Source organism: Pseudomonas sp. BJa5 (assembly GCF_030272875.2).
In the GTDB taxonomy this organism is placed as follows: domain Bacteria; phylum Pseudomonadota; class Gammaproteobacteria; order Pseudomonadales; family Pseudomonadaceae; genus Aquipseudomonas.
This window is the reverse complement of the sequence record NZ_JALRNG020000022.1, coordinates 62,640-83,695: the sequence shown is the minus strand read 5'-3', so window position 1 is coordinate 83,695 and position 21,056 is coordinate 62,640. Positions and strand designations below refer to the sequence as shown.

The window sequence follows — 21,056 nt, the reverse complement described above, 5'->3', positions numbered from 1 at the left end:
CAAAGGGATGCCTTTCGCCAATGCAAAGCATGGTCCTTCTGTTGTGGCTTGCCTTGTGCGCCGAACAAGATATGCGTGAACGCCAGATCGCCAACACCCTGACCCTAGGTGCGGCAAGTTGTGCGCTGGCCTACCTGTTCATGACCGGACACACCTGGATCGGCGCCGATGCCAGCGAGGGCGGCTGGGCACTGGCGATCGTCATGCTCCTGACCTTGCCCGGCTATATGCTCGGCCGCTTCGGCGCCGGCGACGTCAAGCTGCTCGCCGCCCTAGCCCTGGCCACCGACCGCATGTACGTGCTGGGTACCTTCATCGGCGCCGGCATCGCCGTGCTGATCTGGTTGTCCTGCCGGCGCCGGCTGTGGGCGCTGCTGAGCCAGAAAGTCAGGAATCGCCTCAAGCAGCTTACCGAGGAGTCCTCGAACAAACAGCCCTTTGCCCCGTTCATCCTGGCCGGTTTCCTGCTGGCCGCAGTGTGGATCCACTAATCGGCCAGAGTCCTGGTGCCTGTACAACCTTGTACAGAGTCGCGATGTGCGACTACTTTTCTAGAGTGTCTGCGGCCTGCGACAAGGGCCACCCAGGCTCCGGGAGAGAGGGGCACACCTGCAGGGAGTAGCGCGTGAACAAATCCTTCAGCGAGGTAAAGGTGCTGGTGGTCGATGACCAGCCAGTGATCGTCGAAGAACTCTGTGAGTTTCTCCAGGGCAGTGGCTATCGCTGCGTACCCTGCCATTGCGCCACCCAGGCCATCGAATGCTTTGCCGCCGACCCGGCCATCGGCGTGGTGCTGTGCGACCTGCACATGCCGCAGTGCGATGGCATAGAGCTGCTCAAGTCGTTGAAAGTGCTCGCCGGCCCCCAGCGCATCTTCGAAGCCATCATGCTCACCGGCCGCGCCGACAAGCAGGATGTGATCAAGGCCCTGCGCGCAGGCTATGCCGATTACTACCAGAAGCCCGTCGACCTCGACGAACTGCTCGAAGGCGTACAACGCCAGGAAGCCGCCGTGCTTGAACAGCAGAAAAGCCACCAGTACCTGGGCAGCCTCAACCAGAAGCTCCAGGACCTGGCCGACTCGATCGACGACCTCTACCAGGACCTGGACAAGGCCCGTGGCCTGGGTACCCAGCGCCGCGCCAGCGACGTCGAGGACGCGGACGCGGACGCGGACGCGGACGCGGACAGCGTGAGCATCCCGGCCATCTTCGACAAGCTGTCGCCACGCCAGCTGGAAGTGGCGCGCCTGGTCAGCAAGGGCAAGACCAACTACCAGATCGCCTGCGAGCTGGGCATCACCGAAAACACGGTCAAACTCTATGTGTCACAGGTGCTGCGCCTGACCCACATGCACAACCGCACCCAACTGGCCCTGGCCCTGGCGCCGGGCAGCTCGCCCCTGCACCTGCGGCAAACGGCGCACTAGCGGCGCCACCCGAGCCGCCGCTATTTGTCGGACGAGTCGACCTGCTCCCAGCGGTAGAAGTCCGGGATCTGGTACTTGTAGCTGTCCAGCCAGCGCTGCATGCTCTGTTCGCGTTCCTTGGGCGTGGCGGTCTGCGGGATCTTCGACGCCTGCTGGTTGCGCGCCTGCAGTTGCAGCCAGGCTTCGGTGGTCTGTTGCGCCGGCGACGACGGCCCCGCCTCGATGGCCGGGGACGCCAGGGGGAGCGCACTCAAGGCAAGCAATAACAGGCTGGCTGGCTTCATGATGACCTCAGGGTTGCCCGAAGGAAGGGGTCGGCTCCGACACCGCTGCGACCTGGTCGGCACGGCTCGGCGCGGACTTGCCAGGCGTTTTCAGTTGCTCGGCACGGCGCTTGGCGTCATTGAACTGGGCCGGGCTCAGGTTCAGGCGCGAGACGAGATCGGCCGCCTGCTCCCACTTGTCCTGGTAGAGCATCAGGCTGACCAGGTTGACCGCCGCCAGGGTGTTGTTCTGCTTGAGCTCGATCGCGGTGAGGAACTCGAAACGCGCCTGCTCGACATTGCCCAGGCTCAGGTAGACCACCCCCAGGTCGTTGCGCACCTTCTCGTCGGTCGGCGCCAGGCGGACCGCGCGCAACAGGTGGCGCTGGGCCTGGAGGTTATCGCCACGGGCGGCGAACAACTGGCCCAGGCCATGCTCGCCTTCGGCGGCCAGGCAGCCGCCGAGCAGGCTGCGGTACAAGGGCTCGGCCTCGCTGCGCCCCAGCAGGCGCAATACCTTGGCCTTGCGCAGGCGCACCTGGGCCAGGTCGGCCGGCAACACCTCCAGGTGGGCCAGGGCGGCGTGGGGGCGCCCCTCGCCGAGCATCTCGTCGGCCATGCTCAGGGCCAGCTCCTGGCTGGAATCGGGCTTGGCACAGCTGGCGCTGCTACCGGGCAGCGCCAGCCAGGGCGCGGCACCCTCGCTGGCACAACCGCCCAGCACCACCAGGCTCATGACCATCATGACTGCTTTCATCGCTACGACTCCCTTCATGAGCCCAGGGCCTTGGCCAATGCCGTGAAGCCGGGGCCGGCCAGCACGATCAGCAAGGCGGGAAACAGAAACACCATCATCACCATCGACATCTTTCCCGACATCTTCGAGATCCGCTCCTGCATCCGCGTCAGGCGCCGGTCATCCAGCAGCTGCTTGAGCGCCAGCAATGACTTCATCGCCCCACCACCCTGGGTGAGCAGTTGCTGGAGGATCACGCAGGTGTCACCGAACTCGTCCACGGCCAGCAGCTGCGCGGTTTTCTCAAGCTCCGGGGCCAGGGCCAGGCCCGAGTCGACCCGTTGCAGGATCAGGCGCAACTCTGCGCTGAGCTCCGGCAGCAGGTGCCGCGACTCCTGGCTCAGCACCCGCAGGCCCTGCTCCACCGCCAGGCCCGATTCGAAGAGGATGCGCAGCAAGGGAATGAAGGTCGAGACTTCGCGAGCGATCCGTTGCTGACGACGGGCAGCGGCCAGCGCCAGCAAACGCTTGGGCAGCAGGTAACCGATACCCAGCGCGCACAGCGGCACCACCAGCCAGGCGTTCTGGGTATCGGCATAGACGGTGTGTTCCAGCAGCAGGCCAACACCCAGGGCCAGCAACGGCACCCCGACCTGGCAGGCGGCAAACAAGGCGCGCTGGCGACTGCGCCGCCAGCCCAGGCGATCGAGCAGTTGGCGGGTTTCGCTGTCCAGGTTCAGCGAGCGCTGGGCCAGGCGACTGCTGCCCACCTGCTGCACCCAGTTGCCCAGGCGATCATCCCGGCCCAGCTGCCCTTGCAGGCGCTGGGCCACCAGGCGTTCCCGGCGGCGCTGGCGCAGCAGCTGCGCGAGCAACAGCACGAAGGCGGCAAAGAACAGCACGGCGCTGAGCATCAAGGCCATTTCACAGACTCCGCAACATGCGCCACAGCGCCAGGCAACCGACCACCTGCAAGCCGAAGGCGGCGAGCAGGAGGAACTGCCCCTGGCCGTCCTGCCACATGCTCAGCAGGTACCTGGGGTTGCTGTTCAGGAAGTAACCGGCCATGCCCACCGGCAGCAAGCCCAGGACCAGGGCGGTCATGCGTGTTTCACCGGTCATGGCACGTAACTGGCGAGCGCCCTGCTCGCGCTCGCGAATCAGCTTGATCAGGTTTTCCAGCAGCTCGCTGGCGTTGCCGCCGTAGCGCTGGTTGATCCGCAGGCCCAGGGCGAACAGGCGCAGCTCGTCCTGCTCATACAGTTCGGCCAGGTCGTGCATGGCATCGTCCAGGTCGACGCCCATCTGCACGTTGCGCCGCACCCGCTGCATGGCGCCCTGCAAGGGCTGCCGGCAGACGTCGATGGCACCCAGGACCGCATCGCTCAGGGTGCGACCGGCCTTGAGACTGCGCATGGCGTGGTCGAGCAGCACCGGCAACTGCTCGATCATGCGTTGCAGGCGGCGCTGGTAGCGCCAGCCCAGGTACAGGCGAAACAGCAAGGGACCGGCGAGCCAGCAGCCCAGCCCGGGCAGCCAGCCAGCCGTGAGCCCGACCAGCAGCGCCAGCAGGCTCCAGATCAGCGCGCCTGACAGCAGGCGGTCGTTGCGCCGCTCGACGCCTGCGCGTTGCAGCAGGCGGTCAAGCCAGTCGCGACGCACCGGGCGCGCGCTCGCGGTCTCCGGCACCTGGCCGAGACGCTGGAGGATGCGCTCGTTACCCGACTTGCGCAGGCCGCTGTAGAACAGCCGCAGCGACACCGCCAACAGCGCCAGGCAAGTCAGCCCGAGCAGCACCGGCATCATTGCCGCGACTCCAAAGGCTCGCGGCGCAGCTTGTCCCCCGCCGGGTTCGGTGCCTCGCGGTAAAAGCCATCGCCCGAACGGCGATCGAGGCGGAACAGGGTGTTGGTGACATACACATCGTCACGCACCCCGACCACCTCCAGCACTTCACTGACACAACGACGGCCATCGGCCAGGCGGGTCAGCTGGATCACCACGTCGAGGGCGGCACAGATCATCTGCCGCAAAGTCTTCTCGGCCACCTGCCGCCCGGTCAGGCCGACCAGGGTTTCCAGGCGCAACAGGGCATCCTGGGCGGTGTTGGCGTGCACGGTGCTCATGGAACCGTCGTGGCCGGTGTTCATCGCCGTGAGCACATCGAGCACTTCCACGCCGCGGATCTCGCCGAGCAGGATACGGTCCGGACGCATGCGCAGGGCGTTGCGGATCAGCTCGCTGGCCTTGATCTCGCCATGGCCCTCGGCATTCGGCGGCCGGGTTTCCAGGCGCACCACATGGGGGTGGTCCAGGTGCAGTTCGGCAACATCCTCGATGGTGACCAGACGCTCGTGGGGCGCGATCAACTGGCTGAGGATGTTGAGCAAGGTGGTCTTGCCGGTGCCGGTGCCGCCGCTGACCAGAATGTTGCAGCGCCTGGCCACGGCCAGTTGCAGGAAGTCGAGGATATCCTGGTCGACCGTGCGGGTGGCCAGCAGGTCGGCGCTCTTGAGCATGTCCTTGCGGAACTTGCGGATCGACAGGCAGGGGCCGTCCAGCGCCACCGGCGGGATGATCGCATTGACCCGGCTGCCATCGGGCATGCGCGCATCGACCATGGGCGACGACTCGTCCAGACGCCGCCCCAGGGGCGCGAGGATGCGCTGCATGACCCGCTCCACATGGTGCGCATCGATAAAGCGCAGGTCGGTCTGTTGCAGCACCCCGGCCCGCTCGACGAACACCCGGTGCGGCCCGTTGACCAGGATCTCGGTGACGCTGCTGTCGCGCAGCAGCACCTCCAGCGGACCGAAGCCGGTCAGTTCGTCGACGATTTCCTCGGCCAGGCGCTCCATCTCGTAGCGCGACAAGGCCAGGTGCAGGCGGGCGATATAGTCGCCCACCTGCTCCACCACGAACTGCGCCAGCGCCGGGCGCGAGCCTTCCAGCAGGTTACGCCCGCTGTCCTCTATGGCATCGATGATGTGCCGATGCAACGCGCGCTTGAGCCCCTGGGGATCGCTGCCCAGGTTGTGGCGCGGGCCACCGAACAGCTCGTCGGCACTGCTCATCGGTGCCCCCAGAGGCGGTTCAGCCAGGAGCCGCCGTCAGTCTTGTGGTTTTCCGAGCGCCGGGCCAGGCCCTCGCCCAGGGTCTTGAGGTGCTGGGTGAGGCCTTCCCGCGGGGCCAGCTCGAACAGGGTCAGGCCCTGGTTCTTGGCGTTCAGGCGCACCTGCGGGCTGTACGGCAACACCACCAGCAGCGGCAGGCCATAGCGCTTGCTCAGGGCTTCGGCGTCCGGCGCCACGCCCTTGAGGTAACGATCGACCAGCAGGCTGGCGTGCTCGAGTTTCATACCCTTCTCCCGCCACTGGGTCAGCACCTCCAGGTTGCGCCGGCAGTCCAGGACGTTCTGGTCGGTGTACCAGATCAACTTGTCGCAATGACTGACGAAGGTGCGCAAGGCTTCGCTGTCGGCCTGCCCGGTGAGGTTCACGACGATGTGCTGGAAGTGCTGGCGCAAGGCGCTGAGCAGCATGTACAGCTCAGCGGCGCTGGTGCGTTCGAGCGCCTCGTCGGCAGCGGCGTAGGCCAGCAGGCGCAGGCCTGAGCTTTCACGGGTGAATGCGCTGTCGATCAGGGTGTTGTCCAGGCGACGCAGGTGCCGCAGGGCGTCGCCGAAATGGAAGGACGCCTCAAGGCCCAGCAAGGCCAGGCTGTCGCCACGGGGCAGGCCCAGGTCGAGCAGCAAGGTTTGCTGGCCGCTGTTCTGCACCACCCGCGCCAGGTGGGTGGTGAGCAAGGCACCATCGGCTGCGCACTGGGCGCCGTAGAGCACGGTCAGGCCACCGAGGCTGGGGTTGCTGGTAACCGGCGGCAGGCGCTTGCTCAGACGCCGCACCAGGCCCGCCACCTCGCTGGCGCGCGAGCCGTAGGCGACAAAGTCACGGGCACCGGCACGCATGGCGTTGAGTACCAGCTGGTTGTCCATGCCGTCGCCCAGGGCGACCATGGCCAGCATCGGCTTGGCCTCCAGCACCCCTTCGATCAACGCACACTGGTTGACCAGGTGATCGCGGTCGAGGCTGACGAACACCAGGCTGGCGAAGGTGACATCGACCAACGCCAGCAACTCGTCGAGGCTGGCGCCGCTGCCGGCACCGACCACCTGCCCCAAGGGTGCCAGGGCGCCCTGCAACCATTGCAGGTCGGCGTCGTTGCGGGTGATGGCAAGAAACGTCTGGCTGAGGTTTTCGCTCATTGGGATAACCCGCTGCGACCTTCGAAGTCGCCGTTTTCCAGGAAGAACAACCGCCCCCAGCTCGGGTCGTAGTTACGCAGCCCCTCACCCGGCAAGGACGGCAGTTGCGCATTGGCCGCCAGGGGCTGGACCAGATGCGGGGTGACGATCATCAACAGCTCGGTTTCATCGCGCTGCAACACCGACTGGCGAAACAGCGCACCGAGGATCGGGATGTTGCCCAGCCCCGGGAACTTGTCCACCGCCGAGCGGGTGGTGCTGCTGATCAGGCCGCTGATGATGAAGCTCTCGCCATCGGCCAGGGAGATGCTGGTGTCGGTGCGCCGCACCGTGAGCCCCGGCACCAGGGTGCCGGCGATGTTCACCGCGTTGGTGTAGTCCAGCTCGCTGACTTCCGGGGCCACCTTGAGGGTGATGCGATCACGGCTCACCACGGTCGGCGACAGCGCCAGACGGATACCGAACTCCTTGTACTCGATCGACACACTGTCGCTGCCGCTGCTGGGCACCGGGATGGGAATCTCGCCACCGGCGAGAAAACTCGCGGTCAGGCCGCTGAGCACCACCAGGCTGGGGCGCGCCAGGGTGTAGGCGAAACCGCTGTTTTCCAGGGCATTGATGGCCGCGAGGAAGCGACTGCTGCCACCGCCCCAGACGATATTGAACACGTTGTTGTCCAGGGGAATACCTGGCCTGACGTCGACATACTGCCCCGGGGCGGTGCTGACGCCGGGCACGTAGCCTGGCCTGACCACGGTGTTGGGCACGGTCCCGGGTGAACCGAACAGGGCATTGTTGGAGCCTTTGAAGAACAGCCGCGCACCGGCCTCCTTGAACTTGGTGCGGTTGACCTCGACGAAGCGAATGTCGGCCTGCACCTGGTTGGGTAGCGTGGGGTCCTGGGAAGGCGGCACGGCGGTCTCGGCCATGTCGGCGGTGGCTACGCCCCTGACGAACAGCATGGCCTGGTGTGGGGTTTTCGCACAGGCCGTCCAGAGCATCAGGCTGGTGGCACCCGGGTTTAGCGCCGTCAGCAGCACGGCATCGTCACCGCTGGCATGCACATCGGCGATCTTCGCGTCGCCCACCGCCACCCGGGTGATGCTCACTGGCGCACGCAGTTCCTGCTGCAGGCCCTGGTCGATTTCTATCACGCCCGGCAACCGGGCCAAGGCCGCGCAGCCGGCACTGGCCGCCTGCACATCGGGCAGCAAAGTGCCCGCGCACAGCAACACGCACAGCAAAGACAGGTTTACCCGCACGGAACGACTGCTCATTTAAGGGCATCCTTGCTTGGTCAGGGAGTTGGCTGGCTGGACTGGTTACCACGGATGATCTGCATGCCTCGCGGCGCAGAGAGGCTGGCGACGGGCTTGGCCACCGGTGTCTGGGCCAGTTGGCTGAAGCGATAGAGTTCGCGGTTGGTGGAGTCCACCTCCTTTGCACTGCCTTGCGGGTCGGCCCAGTAGCGGGCCAGGCGTTTTTCTTCGGCACTGCGTACGGCCAGGCGCAGGCTGCCGGCCTGGGCGGCGAGCAACAACCGGCTGGCCAGTGCCTCGGGGACCGCCAGCACCACGGTGCGTGCCGGCGTGCGCTGTTGTTCCTGACGGGCCTTGTCCTCCAGCGACGGCTCTGCCGGCATGCCATCGTTGGCCAGGCCCAGTTGCTTGCCGACGCTGAGCAGGCGCAGGGCCGGCAGCACGACCTGGGCAGAGGCCTGGGGGTTGCTGTTCTCTTCACGCAGGTACAGCAGCACATCGACATAGTCGCCCGGGCTCAACTGCCCGGCGGCGCCGATCACATCGTCAATGGCCAGCGCCAGGGCGCGCTCGTGGGGACGGATCATGCGCGCCAGCGGTCCGCCGGCCTCGAAACTGCCATGGTCGAGCCAGGTGCCAGCGGCCAGAGCTCGCCAACTGCTGCGCCCCAGTACCTGCTCGATCGTCTGGAAACTGCCGGCGGGGGCCACCTGCAGGCGCTCTACCAGCAGGTCGTCGGCGGTCAACGGGGTGTAGGGGGCAACATCGCGACGCAGCACCACCACGGGCTGGCGTGTTTCATCGCTGGCCTTGTCGACGACCTGCTGCACGACCGCGACCTGCGGCGCAACGACCGGAGCGGCAACAGGCTCGGCGGGCGGACGGCTCAGCACCAGTCCCCAGTAACCGGCCAGCAAGGCGCCGACCAGGAAGAAACCCGCCAGGATGATGGTAATGCGACTGCTCACGTCGGCTCTCCTACTACTACTTCGCTGTAAGTCCTTCGCACCCAAAGGTAAAACCGACTATTTCGCTATGTGACACTAGCGCAGTGGAGCCAAAACGCCATTACCCGTCAGTATTTTTTCCGTCGTAAATCCGGCGCCCCAGTAAAACAACGCCTTACCGGCGCCCATTCGGGGTTATAACTTTTGGATTAATGCTTTCTTACATTTGCCGGTTCTGCCCGGCTTGGCGATGCTGTGATGGCAAAGGGGAATCATCGAATAAGCCCCGTTATCCGCGCCTTGCGCGCCAGGAGAAATGCCATGCGTCTTTCCCGAATCCTCAAGAGCTGCAAAGAATTCTTCTACCGCAAGGATGGGGCCTCCGGCATCGAGTACGCCATTGCGGCGGCGATGGTGGCGGCGGTGCTGACCACCTTCATTACGCCCATTTCCAGTGGTGTGACCTCGGTCTTCACCAAAGTCCAGAGCTCCATGGAAAAAGCCGGCGCTACCGGAGGTACGGGCGGTACCGGCGGCACGGGTAGCGGCTCATAAGGTCGCGGGTTTCGGACTCACTGGACGCTCCATCCTGATTTTCGCTCAGTAACAGGACTACACCATGCCGACCTCTTCCCTACGTCAACAGATTCTCCTGGTGGATGATGAAGAGGACGCCTTGCTGGAACTTGCCGAACTGCTGGAGAGCGAGGGTTTCTGCTGCCACACGGCCACCTCGGTGAAACTCGCCCTGCAACAGCTCACCCGCCACCCGGACGTGGCGCTGGTTATCACTGATCTGCGCATGCCGGAGGAAAGCGGTATTTCACTGATCAAGCGCCTGCGCGAGCACACCGCCCGCCAGCACTTGCCGGTGATCGTCACCTCCGGGCATGCCGACATGGACGACATCAGCGACCTCTTGCGTCTGCAGGTGCTGGACCTGTTCCGCAAGCCGATCTATCACACCCGCCTGCTGGAAACCCTGGACAACCTGTTCCCTAAACCGCGCCTGCACCTGGTGAATTGAGTAGCCGCTGCCGTCAGACAGCGACCTGTAGGAGCGGGCTTGCCCCGCGATTGCGGCGGTACAGGCAATCGCGGGGCAAGCCCGCTCCTACGGCCTGTACCTGAACGTCAGGGTGAAACGCGGCTGGCGGTCGAAGCTGTCCAGGGCGATGTCGGACATCGGCCTGGCGGCTTCCAGGGACAGGCTGTAGTGACGCTCGTCACCCAGGCGTATCCCCAGGGCCGCCGAGGACAGGCGTGAATCGCGTATTTCCAGCTCGTTGAACCAGCTGCGCGCCGCATCCACCACCCCATAGGGCTGCACCAGCTTCAGCCAGTCGCCACCGGGCCTGAAGCTGTAGTTGAGCTCATAGGCCACACCCCAGCCCTTGTCGCCCGCGGCCTGGTCACTGGGGTAGCCGCGGCCGAAGGCCTGTCCACCGAATACCGCCCGCTCACTGTCCGGCAGGCTGTCGTTGCTCCAGGTCAGGGTCGCCGAGGCCACCCCCTGCCAATTGTCGAAGAAGCGGTCGCTCTGCAGCCCCGACACCCGCAAACGGAGGAAATCCAGATCGATGTCACCGTCGGTTCTCGCCCCAAGGTAATCCACCCCCTGGTAAGCCCCGATACTGAGGATGCGCAGCTGCCTGGTGTCGGCCGTGCGCCAGTCACTTTCGAACGCCAGGGCGCGCGAGTCGGTGTGGCTGCTGATGCGCATGGGCACCTCGACGCCGCGGTAATCGGTATCGTCGCTCACCGCATAGACTCGCGCGGCCACACTGAGCCACTCGTTGGGCGAAGCCGTCAGGACCTGGCCCAGGCCGACTGCGTAGCGCTCGTTTTCACGACGCTGGCGCAGGTCGATGCCATTGTTCAGGCGGACCTCGGCGTCGGGGTCGCTGCGATACCCTGATGCCGACAGCGTCAGCTGGCTGCCTTCGTTGTCCAGGTACTGGGCGTAGTCCAGGCGGTAGTAGTGCTCATGATCGTCACCGGGCGGCACCAGCGCGGCAAAGCTGACCTGCTCGGCCAACGCGGTCTGGGCATTGCTGCTCACCGCCAGCAGCGCCTCGAGGTCGTCGCGGCTGCCGTCGGCCAGGCTCAGGGCGGCGCTGAAGGGCTTGCGCGACGCCTGGACGCTCAGCCGCGCCGCGCCATCGTGGATGCCGGGCGACTGCACCCGGGCCTCGAGCGTTACCCCCGGCACCTGGCTCATCAGCGAGGTGTAGCGTTCCAGGGTCTTGCGGGTCAACGGGCGTTCGGCCTTGAGCCGGGTCGTCAGTTGCTCCAGGTACGCCGATGCAGGGCCTATGTCCCCCTGTAGTTGGTAGTCACGGATATAGCCTTCGACCAGCACCACCTGCACCCGGCCATCGGCAAAGTCCTGCGGCGGCAGGTAAGCATAGGACAGCAGGTAGCCGTCCTGTTGATAACGTCGGGTCAGGCGGCGGGTCGCCTCGTCCAGTTCGGCCAGGGTGATATCGTGGTTTACCAGGTCCTGATAGTTGTCGCGCAGGTCACTCAAGGGGTAGACAGTACCGCCTTCGAAACGCACCTTGCGCAGGTGCACCCGGGTCGTCATCGGCAGGTATTGCGGCGGCGCTGCAGGTGTCGTTACGTACAGCTCGGGAGTGACCGGCCGATAGGCATCGGCCGGCAGGTTCGCGGCCGGCAGGCTGCGTTCGACGTCATTGCTGTTGAGATAGACCGGCAGGGGTTCGGCGTTCAGCACACTGGCCCAGGAAACCCCCAAGATCGCGACGGCCAATGGACGCATAGGTCGCTCCATGATCCTGAAGAGTTCGAGGGAAAAACTTCCGTGCCCTCGTCAGACTCAAGCGTAGGTGCTGCCCGGCAGCTGTTCAAGGATCATCGCAGGCGTCCCTTATTCACCGATCTGGAACTCGACCCGGGCGGTCTGTCCGCTCTCGTCCAGCGCGCTCAATTCAACGTTGCCGGCCTGTTCGAAACGGGCGCTCAATTGCGCCTGGCCCAGCGACTCACCCAGTGGCGCGCCGTTGACGAACCACCAGCGCCGACCGTTGCCGCCCAAGGCCGAAACATCGAGGCGCAGCGGCTCGCTGCTGGTGGCCGGGCGGCGCAACTGATCGCCCTGGCGCACGCCGACGATGGACAGCGGCGGCGCGCTGGCCGCGACCTGCGGCGGGCACTGCGGATCGATTTTCGGCAAGCGCGCCTCTCGCCGCTCCAGGCGCGGCAACCAGGGTTCCAGCGGCGCCGGCCACAAGGCGACCTCACGGGCCTGGGCACCGGCACAACCGGCATCGACCCGCAGCCCCCGGGCATTGACCCAGACCGTTTCGCGCAGGCCGACACTCAACGGCTGGTCCGCCGCCTGCAAGGTCGGCGGCGTGGTGCCGTCCAGGGTCCAGGCAAAACGCTGGCGACGGCAGTTGGGGTCGTGGCGGGCCATGGGTTGCCCCAGCGGCCAGCAGATCGCGGCCACCCCGACATTGGCCGGCACCGCAGCCACCGGCACTGCGATACCGCGCTGGCTGTCGCGGTTGCTCAGCACATCGTGTACCTGCAGCATCAGTGGCGCTGCCGAGGCCAGGCCGAACTGTCCGGGCACCGGCGTACCGTCGGGCCGACCGATCCAGATGCCGATCAGGTAACGCGGCCCCACACCGATCGACCAGGCATCGCGAAAGCCATAGCTGGTGCCGGTCTTCCAGGCCAGCAGCGGGCGTTGCACCAGCTCGGCGGTGGGATCGCGATCCGGGCGCGCCTGGCCGCTGAGAATGCGCCGGATGATCCAGGCACTGCCCGCCGACAGCAGGCGCCGGTCCACCAGCGGCGCATCCGGTTGCAGGCGGATCGGCGCACTCAGGCCTGCGCGTGACAAGGCGCCGTAACCGGCTACCAGGTCTTCCAGGCGACTGCCAGCGCCGCCGAGAATCAGCGACAGGTTCGGCTCGGCCAGGGGCGGCAGGGTCAAGGGCACGCCACCGCTGCGCATCTGCGCGGCAAAGCGCTTGGGGCCGAAGGCTTCGAGCAGTTGCACGGCCGGCAGGTTGAGCGACAGGGCCAGGGCGGAGCTGGCCGCCACCGGCCCGCTGAAGCCCATGGAGAAGTTCCCCGGCCGATAGTCGCCATAGCGCCGTGGTACATCCTGGAGCAAGGACTCGGAGTGGATCAGGCCGTCGTCCATGGCCATGCCGTAGAGGAACGGTTTGAGGGTCGAGCCGGGCGAGCGCAAGGCGCTGATCATGTCGACATGGCCGAAGCGGCGCTCGTCGTTCAGGTCAACCGAACCCAGGTAGGCGCGCACCGCCATGTTCTGCGCCTCGACCACCAGGATCGCCGCCGAGGTCCGCTCCGGCAGGCGTGCCCGCCAGCCCAGCAACAGATCCTCCAGGCGACGTTGCAAGGCCGCATCGAGGGTGGTGCGGATCAGCGGCGGGCTGTCCGGCCGGTTCAGCCGCCGGGCCAGCAAGGGCGCCAGGGCCGGCTCCTGGCGTGGCGCCAGCAACAGCGGCTCCTCCCGGGCTTCGGCCACCCGCTGTGGCGGCCATACCCGGTACTCGGCCAGGCGTTGCAAGACCTTGTCGCGGGCCTGCTGCGCCCGTACCGGGTGGCGGTCCGGACGCAGGCGGCTCGGGGCCTGGGGCAATACCGCAAGCAGGGCCGCCTCGGCTGGCGTCAGGTGCTGGGGCGATTTACCCAGGTAAGCCCAACTGGCCGCGGCCACGCCCTGCAAGGTGCCCCCGAACGGCGCGCGATTGAGGTAGAGCTCCAGGATCTGCGCCTTGGACAGGTGCCATTCCAGCTGCGCCGTGCGCCACAGCTGCTGCAGCTTGCCGGCCAGGGTGCGCGGGTGCGGATCGAGCAGCCGGGCCACCTGCATCGACAGGGTACTGCCACCGGACAGCACCCGGCCGCCGCGCAGGTTCTGCCAGGCCGCCCGGCCCAGTGCCAGCGGGTTGACCCCGGGGTGCCGGTAGAACCAGCGATCCTCGTAGGTCAGCAGCGCCTGCAGGTAATAGGGCGAGACCTGATCGGCGCTCACCGGGTAGCGCCAGACGCCCTCGGCATCGGCGAAGCGCCACAGAGGCGTACCATCTTCAGCCAGCACCACCCGCGCCAGGTCATCGGCGGGCAACGGCAGCGGCCACAGGCGATCGGCGCTCCAGAGCAAGGCGCAGAGCAGCAGGACGACGCCCGCCGTGGCGCTCAAGCGTCTGGCTATCGGCGTGCGCAAGCGAGCTAAGATGAGCATCACGCCCCCTCGTCGGGCAAAATGGCCGGGGAACCGCCCCGGCCGGTACAAGGCCAAAGGCTTGGCAACGGCAGACTCGCCGTTTCGATCATCAGGAAGCAACTATGCATGTAGAAGGTTTTTTCGAGTGGCTCGGCCAGGCGCTGGGGGCGCTGATCCGCTTTGTCGTCGATGCCCTGAGCGGGTTGTTCAACCTGCTGAGCAATGCCGGCAGCAGCTTCATCGATGGCCTGGCACGCACACTGGGCATGGACACCTCGCTGGTCAGCATCATTGCCCTGGTCATCGGCCTGATGCTGCTGTACTCGGCCATCCGCGCCTTCATGCGTGCGTCGATCATTGTCGGCATTATCTGGCTATTGCTGGGTTTGTGGGTACTGAGCTGGATCATTCACTGACAACGGCTGTGGGAGCGGGCTTGCCCCGCGATGCGGTCTGATTGGCTGGCCGCGATCGCGGGGCAAGCCCGCTCCCACAGTTCCCACAGTTCCCACAGCTCCCACCGGTCGCAGCCGTCAGCGGCCCTTGACCACCAACTCGTCGACAGTTTCACCCACCGCCTGCAGGTTCGGCCGGTACATCGACTCGACCTGCGGCGGCGGCACCCGGTAGGTGCCCGGGGTCACGGCCCGCGCCAGGTACAACAGGTGGGTGGTGCCGTAACCCTCCAGGTTCAGCGCCGCCACGTAACGGTCATCGCGAAATTCCTGGTGCACGACGTTGGCGTTCTGCATCGACTCGCGCCACTGCTTGACCGCGCTGCTGGCGTTTTCCAGGCTGGCCGCGCTTTGCGCCAGGTTCTGGTTCTCCAGCTCCAGGCCCGCCGGCAACAGGTCGACCACCAGTGCATCCGGCACCCGCGAGGCTGAGGTCAATGCCAGGTGCACCAGCACCAGGTCACCGCTCTTGAGCGCCTTGAGGTCCAGGGCCTGGCCATTCATGCCCAGGAACTCGCGGCGGATGCCCATGCCGTTGCTGCTGGCGGCCGGGGCCTGGCGCGGATAACCGGACAGGGTCAATTGCTGGTAGAGGGTATCGCTGCCCTGGTTCTGCATGCTCAGCGGCGAGGCCAGCAACGACCCTTCCAGCTTCAGCCCCGATTGCGCCGCATCCAGCTCACGCACCTCGCCGGCGCTGTCCAGGCGTGCCGTCCACTTGCCTTCAGGCTTGCTCAACAGGCCACGCCCGGCCAGGAACAGCGCGTTGCGCTCCTGGGTCGACAGCCAGCGGTTGGCCGCCAGTTGGTCGGACAGCTCGAACAGCCGGGTGTCGAGGGCATCGCTGGCCAGGTCGTTCTCTTCGAGCAAGGCCAGGATCAGTGCCTGGTCCCGCAACGGACTGCCGTAGTCGCCCAGCCACTCATCGCCCTTGCGACTGATGGCCAGGCCGGCCTGCAAGGCCTGCTGGGCACGTGGCTTGTCACCCATCTTGTCCAGGGCGATGGCCAGTTGCACCAGCGGCAGCCCTGAACGCGCATCGCTGCGGCGTTCGAACAGGCTGCGCAAGGCACCCAATGGCGCCTGCTGGGTGCGGGCCAGCACCAGGCCGGCATAGGCCTGCACGGCGAAGCGGCTGTGCTCGGCGTTGTTGCTGTAGTTGACCTCGACCAGGTTGCGCTCCTGCAGGTAACGCAGCAGGCGCTCGCTGGCTTTCTTCAAGGCCTCGGCCGGAACCGCATAACCCTGCTCGCGGGCGCGCAGGAGGAAGTCGCTGACATAGGCGGTCAGCCAGTATTCCTCTTCACTGTCCGAACTCCACAGGCCGAAGCTGCCGTTGTAGCGCTGCATGCCCAGCAGGTGCTCGATGCCCATCTCGATCTTGCGCTTGCGCACCTCGGCCGACTCGCCACTGATGCCCAGGCGCTTGAGGGTCGCGGCGTCGGCATAGAGCGACGGATACAGGCCACTGGTGGTCTGCTCCAGGCAGCCATAGGGGTAGGCCTCCAGCGCGCGGATCTGCTCGGCCAGGTTCAACGGAGGCCGGCTGGACAGCGCCAGCATCGCCTCCAGGCCTGCCGGCTCGAAGGCGGCCAGATCCTCGGGTGGCAAGCTCCAGGGCTGATCCTTGAGCGCCACCCGGTAATGCTTGAGCATGGCCGGATAGGCCGGGCGGATGCCCAGGGTCCATTCGCGGTTGAAGACACCAAGGATTTCGCCCGGCAACTGCAGGCCGACGACCTCGACCTTGACCTTGCCCTGCCCCAGGCCGCCGTCGGCCTGCACCGGCACCAGCAGGGTGACGCGCTTGCCCTGGGTCAGGTCCAGATGCTGTTCGGCGGCGCCCAGCAGGCTCAGCTGGCCTTCGGTGCTCAGGCGTACGTCGAGCTTTTGCGCCTGACCCGAGAGGTTCGACAGGTCCAGCGCCAGGGTGGTGCGGTCGCCACCGGCGAGGAAGCGCGGCGCCGACAGTTCGGCAATCAGCGGTGCGGCCACTACTGTCTTGCCTTCGGCCACGCCGTAGCGCTCATCGGTCCAGGCCTGGGCCATCAGACGCAGTTCGCCGTTGAAGTCGGGGATGTCGATAGTAGCCTCGCCTTCGCCGCTCTCGTCCAGGGTCACCGGCGCGCTCTGCCGGGCGACGATGGTGACGCTGGTGTCGGGCCGCTTGCCGCCCTTGGCCATCGCCGCGTCGCCACCGAAGGCCAGGCTGGCCAGGCGGCCCTGCCCGGCTTCGATCAACTGGCCATAGATGTCCAGTTGGTCGGCGCCGTAGGCCTTGCGCCCGAACATCCCGGTGAAGGGGTCGGGGGTCGGATAGTCGGTGATATTGAGAATGCCCACGTCCACCGCCGCCAGCAGCACATGCACCTGTTTCGGTACGCTGCCGTCGGCATTGCGCGCCTGCACCTTGACCGTCAACGGCTGCTTGGGACGCATCTTCTCGGGCGCGTCGAGGGTCACGGCCAGCTTGCGCCCGGCCCGGTCCAGCGGCAGGTGCAGCACACCCACCGCGCGCTTGGGCGTGGCGTTGACCTTGCGCTCGCCCGGGCGGATCACCAGGGCACTGACATACAGGTCGTGCCGGGCCCATTTCGGGTCCAGCTGGACCGAGAAGGTCTTGCCTTCGGCCGGCACGTCGATTTCCTGCCACCACAACGGGCCGTCGCTGGACTCGACCATCAGGTAGCCGTTGCCAGCCGCCGGCGGCGTGACCGTGATGTTGGCCGTGGCGCCGTCGGCATAGGCGGGCTTGTCCAGGGCCAGCTTGACCTGGTCCGGTCGCACGGCGCCGCCATCGGCGTTGTCCTGGGCACGATAGCCGGCCCAGAAGCGCTCGCTGGAGACCAGCCCGGTCTGCGGATCCTCGACCTCGACCCGGTACGGGCCCCACTCGACCTGGAAGTTGAGCCGGGCGGTGGCGCCGGCCTTGATGCTGACCGTCTCCTCGCTCTGGGTCAGGAACTTCTCGTTGAAGTTGTAGCTCCAGCCATCACTCTGCGAGTAGTTCCAGTAGTAGTCGCGGCGCTCACGGATCAGACGCACCTTGAGGTTGTCGGCGGCCAGCTTGTTGCCGTCGCGGTCGGCGACCAGCACCTCGAATTCCACCGGAGCATCGCTGTCGGTTTCCTCGCCATCGAACAGACCGCGCAGCCCCGGCAAGCGCTCGGCAGGCCAGATCGGCTGCTCCAGGCGCCGGGTGATCGGCCGCCCACCGGACTCCTGCAGGCTGGCCTGCACGGTCAGTTGCAGCGGCGAGCGGGCCTCGGACCACTTGCTCTCGATGCTCAGGGTGGCCTTGCCGTCGGCGTCCAGGCTGACTTCATCGAGCTCCAGGTCCTGGCTCAGCTCCTGCTCGGTGATCGAGCCGAACTGGTAACCGGGCAGTGCCGGCACCGCTTCGCGCAGCGGGCGCACATAGACCTGGCCGCTCAGGCGATTGCCCGAGGCCGGGGCGCCATAGAGGTAGCGGCCATTGACCTCGATTTCGGCGTTCTGCTCCGGGCTCAAGGGCACATCGCTGCCCTTGAGTTCCAGGGCCAGGCGTTCGGGTAGGAAGTCCTCGACGAGGAACTCATAGATCTGCTTCTTGCCGCCGCCCAGGTCGAACAGCAGTTGCCAGCGCCCGGTCGGCGCTTCGCCGGCCAGTTGCAGCTGATACTGGTAGAGACCGTTGTCGCCCGGCTCCCAGACGAACTTGCGGCTGATCTGCTCATCGGGACGGCGCACCTCCACCGTCACCGGCTGCGGCGTGGTCGGGCGGCCATCCTGGTCGCGCAACAGGCCATTGAGCAACACTGTTTCGCCCGGGCGATACAGGTCGCGCGGACCGAACACAAAGAACTGCAAAGGGGTGGCCAGCGGGCCGGTGATATCGAATTCAGCCAGGTCCAGTGCCGCGCTGTTCAGGCGCAGCATGGTGGTGTGCACGCCTTGGTGGGCCAGCAGGGTTTCAGCCTTGGGCGGCATCGGCAGCTGGGCATGGCCCTGGCCATCGGTCTTGCCCTGGGCCAGCACGCGGCCTTCGGCATCGAGCAGTTCGAGGCTGACATCGCCCAGGGCCTTGCCGCCTTCCAGCGCCTGGGTGAAGACATCGAGGCGGTTGGCATAGCGGTGCGCCGATACGCCGATATCGCTCAAGGTGAACAGGGTCGCCGGTTGCGAGTAGTCATAGGTGCCGGAGGCGCGCATGACCGCCAGGTACACCCCTGGCTCCTGCAATGGTTTGATTCCGGCAATCGGCAACAGCACGGTCTCGCGGGTGTTACGCGCCGGGTTGAGGTCGAAGCGACCGCTGTAGACCAGGTCGGCCATGCCCAGGGTTTCTTTGGACTGGTAGTAGTACAGGCTGCTGTTGCGGCCCCAGGCACTGAGGAAGGCCGACAGCGACTCGGGTTTGATGCGGAAGAATTCGACATCGACCTTGTCGACGTTCAGGGCGATTACCGGCAGGCCCTCGGCCAGGCGTGTAGGCAGCAACGAGCCACGGCTGGCGAAGCCGACGGTGGCCTGCATGTCGCGGGTTTCCAGGCGGCTCACCGACTCGGCGGCCAGGCGGCTGCCGTTGACGGCCTGCAGTCCGGCATCGATGGTCAGCACCAGCTTGCGCTGTGGCTCAAGGTGCCGCAGGCGCAGCTCCATGCCGTTGTCGGACAGCTCCCAGGCGCCATCCACCTTGCCCTTGACGGTGTCGACCAGGTGTACCCGCTCGGCGAAGTTCTGCTGCGCATCCAACGGTACCGAGAAGCTCAGGGACAGGGCACTGGCCCCCTCGACCTGGACTTCCGAGACATCCACCACGGTCAGCTCGCGCCCGGCATAGCGCTTGGCCAGGGTAGCGGCGTCTTCACGGGCGGGCCTGGTCGCCTCCTGGACCTGCGCGGGTGTGGCGGCCGGCGCGCTGGCCGGCTTGTCCGGGGCAGACGAGTCGCAGGCACTGAGCAAGGCCAGCGCGCAGGCCAGCAACAATCCTTTGTTGAGCATGGGAGTAACTCTTGGGCAGCGGGTTCTGAGCTATGAACTATATATCAACGGCGCCACCCTCGAGCCGCACTGCGCGCAAATCAGAGCGCGCCTACGGGATTTGTTCCCCGTAGCGGCTACAATGGCCGGCTTGCCTGGAGCCGACATGTCCCGATTGCTGACCGACTGGCGCGACCGCCTGACCCACCGCAAGGTCTGGGCCCTGGCCGCACCGATGATTCTCTCGAATATTTCCGTACCCCTGGTGGCCCTGGTGGACAGCGCCGTGATCGGCCACCTGCCCCACGCCCATCAGCTCGGCGCCGTGGCGGTCGGTGCCACGCTGTTCACATTCCTGGTCGGCTTGATGGGCTTCCTGCGCATGGGCTCCACCGGATTCGCCGCCCAGGCGGCCGGCCGCGCCGATGGTGCTGCGCTGCGCCAGGTGCTGGTGCAGGGCCTGCTGCTGGCGCTGGGTTTCGCCCTGCTGATCGGCCTGCTCGCCCTGCCCTTCAGCCAACTGGCGCTGCAGGCGATGCAGCCGAGCGAAGCATTGCATGAGTCCACCGAGGCCTTCTTCCACACCCGCCTGCTCGGCCTGCCGGCCGCCCTGGCCAGCTACGCCCTGGTCGGCTGGTTCCTCGGCACCCAGAACGCCCGGGCGCCACTGGCGATCCTGCTGACCAGCAACCTGCTGAACATCGCCTTGAACCTGTGGTTCGTCCTTGGACTGGACTGGGGCGTGGTCGGCTCGGCACGGGCCTCGGTGATCGCCGAATGGAGCGCCGCCCTGCTCGGCCTGGCCCTCACCCGCCCGGCCTTGCGCACCTACCCCGGGCAGATCGCCTGGGCGGCACTGAAGCACTGGCAGGCCTGGCGGCCGATGCTGGCGGTCAATCGTGATATTTTCCTGCGCAGCCTGGCGTTGCAGGGGGTGTTCCTGCTGCTGACCGTGCAGGGCGCACGCCTGGGCGAAGCCACCGTGGCGGCCAATGCCCTGCTGCTCAACGGCTTGATGCTCACCGCCTATGCCCTCGACGGCCTGGCCCATGCGGTCGAGGCCTTGTGCGGGCATGCCATCGGCGCGGGAGATCGCCCGGCACTGCGCCGTTCCCTGACCGTGGCCGGTGGCTGGTCACTGCTGGCCAGCAGCGGCTTTGCCGTGCTGTTCCTGCTTGGCGGGCACCAGTTCATCAACCTGCAGACCGATATCGACAGCGTGCGCGACGCGGCCTACCCGTACCTGCCGTACCTGGCGCTGTTGCCCCTGGTGGCGGTCTGGAGTTACCTGCTCGACGGCCTGTTCATCGGCGCGACGCGGGCGCGGGAAATGCGCAACGGCATGCTGGTCAGCGTGGCCCTGGCCCTGCCGGTCGCCTATGCGGCCACAGGCCTGGGCAACCATGGGTTGTGGCTGGGGTTTCTGCTATTCATGGCGCTGCGGGGGCTGACACTGGCGCTCATGGGCTGGCGCTTGCAGCGGCGGGATGGGTGGTTTGTGCGGGATTGAATGC

General features: G+C 66.5%; 17 protein-coding genes. 6 read left to right on the top strand and 11 right to left on the bottom strand.

Annotated features, from left to right (window positions below; all coding sequences use genetic code 11):
* Positions 1-20: 20 nt before the first annotated feature.
* Both M2D63_RS14380 and M2D63_RS14375 read left to right on the top strand, forming a co-directional pair.
* Positions 21-491, top strand: a complete 471-nt coding sequence (locus M2D63_RS14380; protein ID WP_285863599.1) for a prepilin peptidase — start codon at positions 21-23, stop codon at positions 489-491.
* Positions 492-625: 134 nt separating this feature from the next.
* Positions 626-1,429: a response regulator transcription factor gene (locus M2D63_RS14375; RefSeq protein ID WP_285863598.1), complete on the top strand. Its 804-nt coding sequence runs from the start codon at positions 626-628 to the stop codon at positions 1,427-1,429.
* Between the two features lie 20 nt (positions 1,430-1,449).
* Here the strand turns inward: M2D63_RS14375 and M2D63_RS14370 are convergent, their stop codons facing one another.
* From M2D63_RS14370 to cpaB, 8 genes are read right to left on the bottom strand one after another with little or no spacing between them, the layout of a single operon-like run.
* Positions 1,450-1,713: a DUF3613 domain-containing protein gene (locus M2D63_RS14370; protein ID WP_285863597.1), complete on the bottom strand. Its 264-nt coding sequence runs from the start codon at positions 1,711-1,713 to the stop codon at positions 1,450-1,452.
* Between the two features lie 7 nt (positions 1,714-1,720).
* Positions 1,721-2,449 (bottom strand): tetratricopeptide repeat protein, encoded by a 729-nt coding sequence (locus M2D63_RS14365; RefSeq protein ID WP_285863596.1) that lies wholly within the window; start codon positions 2,447-2,449, stop codon positions 1,721-1,723.
* 14 nt (positions 2,450-2,463) lie between these two features.
* Positions 2,464-3,351 carry a type II secretion system F family protein gene (locus tag M2D63_RS14360; RefSeq protein ID WP_285863595.1) on the bottom strand — a complete coding sequence of 296 codons (888 nt, stop codon included), beginning with the start codon at positions 3,349-3,351 and terminating at the stop codon, positions 2,464-2,466.
* A 1-nt stretch (position 3,352) separates the two neighbouring features.
* Positions 3,353-4,234, bottom strand: a complete 882-nt coding sequence (locus M2D63_RS14355) for a type II secretion system F family protein (protein WP_285863594.1) — start codon at positions 4,232-4,234, stop codon at positions 3,353-3,355.
* Positions 4,231-5,502, bottom strand: coding sequence for a CpaF family protein (locus tag M2D63_RS14350; RefSeq protein ID WP_285863593.1), 1,272 nt, complete (start codon positions 5,500-5,502; stop codon positions 4,231-4,233). Before M2D63_RS14350 ends, M2D63_RS14355 begins: the two co-directional genes overlap by 4 nt.
* Complete coding sequence (locus M2D63_RS14345) at positions 5,499-6,692, bottom strand: pilus assembly protein (protein ID WP_285863592.1); 1,194 nt, start codon at positions 6,690-6,692, stop codon at positions 5,499-5,501. The genes M2D63_RS14350 and M2D63_RS14345 overlap by 4 nt, the downstream gene beginning before the upstream one ends.
* A complete protein-coding gene (locus M2D63_RS14340; RefSeq protein WP_285863591.1) occupies positions 6,689-7,969 on the bottom strand; it encodes a type II and III secretion system protein family protein in 1,281 nt (426 codons plus the stop codon). Before M2D63_RS14340 ends, M2D63_RS14345 begins: the two co-directional genes overlap by 4 nt.
* Before the next feature lie 20 nt (positions 7,970-7,989).
* Entirely contained in the window at positions 7,990-8,919 is a 930-nt protein-coding gene (gene cpaB, locus M2D63_RS14335) for a Flp pilus assembly protein CpaB (protein WP_285863590.1), read from the bottom strand.
* A 300-nt stretch (positions 8,920-9,219) separates the two neighbouring features.
* On the opposite strand from cpaB, the gene M2D63_RS14330 reads away from it, so the two are divergent.
* Complete coding sequence (locus tag M2D63_RS14330) at positions 9,220-9,453, top strand: Flp family type IVb pilin (protein ID WP_285863589.1); 234 nt, start codon at positions 9,220-9,222, stop codon at positions 9,451-9,453.
* A 64-nt stretch (positions 9,454-9,517) separates the two neighbouring features.
* A complete protein-coding gene (locus M2D63_RS14325) occupies positions 9,518-9,925 on the top strand; it encodes a response regulator (protein ID WP_285863588.1) in 408 nt (135 codons plus the stop codon).
* Positions 9,926-10,012: 87 nt separating this feature from the next.
* Here M2D63_RS14325 and M2D63_RS14320 read toward each other — a convergent pair whose 3' ends face one another.
* A complete protein-coding gene (locus tag M2D63_RS14320; protein WP_285863587.1) occupies positions 10,013-11,680 on the bottom strand; it encodes a ShlB/FhaC/HecB family hemolysin secretion/activation protein in 1,668 nt (555 codons plus the stop codon).
* 108 nt (positions 11,681-11,788) lie between these two features.
* Positions 11,789-14,143 carry a peptidoglycan glycosyltransferase PbpC gene (gene pbpC, locus M2D63_RS14315; RefSeq protein WP_285863586.1) on the bottom strand — a complete coding sequence of 785 codons (2,355 nt, stop codon included), beginning with the start codon at positions 14,141-14,143 and terminating at the stop codon, positions 11,789-11,791.
* Between the two features lie 104 nt (positions 14,144-14,247).
* Here pbpC and M2D63_RS14310 point away from each other — a divergent pair, with 104 nt between their 5' ends.
* Positions 14,248-14,541: a hypothetical protein gene (locus M2D63_RS14310; RefSeq protein WP_285863585.1), complete on the top strand. Its 294-nt coding sequence runs from the start codon at positions 14,248-14,250 to the stop codon at positions 14,539-14,541.
* Between the two features lie 117 nt (positions 14,542-14,658).
* On the opposite strand, the gene M2D63_RS14305 is transcribed toward M2D63_RS14310, so the two are convergent.
* The gene (locus M2D63_RS14305) at positions 14,659-19,563 is read right to left on the bottom strand and encodes an alpha-2-macroglobulin (protein WP_285863584.1); all 4,905 of its coding nucleotides are present in this window, start codon (positions 19,561-19,563) and stop codon (positions 14,659-14,661) included.
* A 145-nt stretch (positions 19,564-19,708) separates the two neighbouring features.
* Here M2D63_RS14305 and M2D63_RS14300 point away from each other — a divergent pair, with 145 nt between their 5' ends.
* Positions 19,709-21,052, top strand: coding sequence for an MATE family efflux transporter (locus M2D63_RS14300; protein ID WP_285863583.1), 1,344 nt, complete (start codon positions 19,709-19,711; stop codon positions 21,050-21,052).
* Positions 21,053-21,056: the final 4 nt, after the last annotated feature.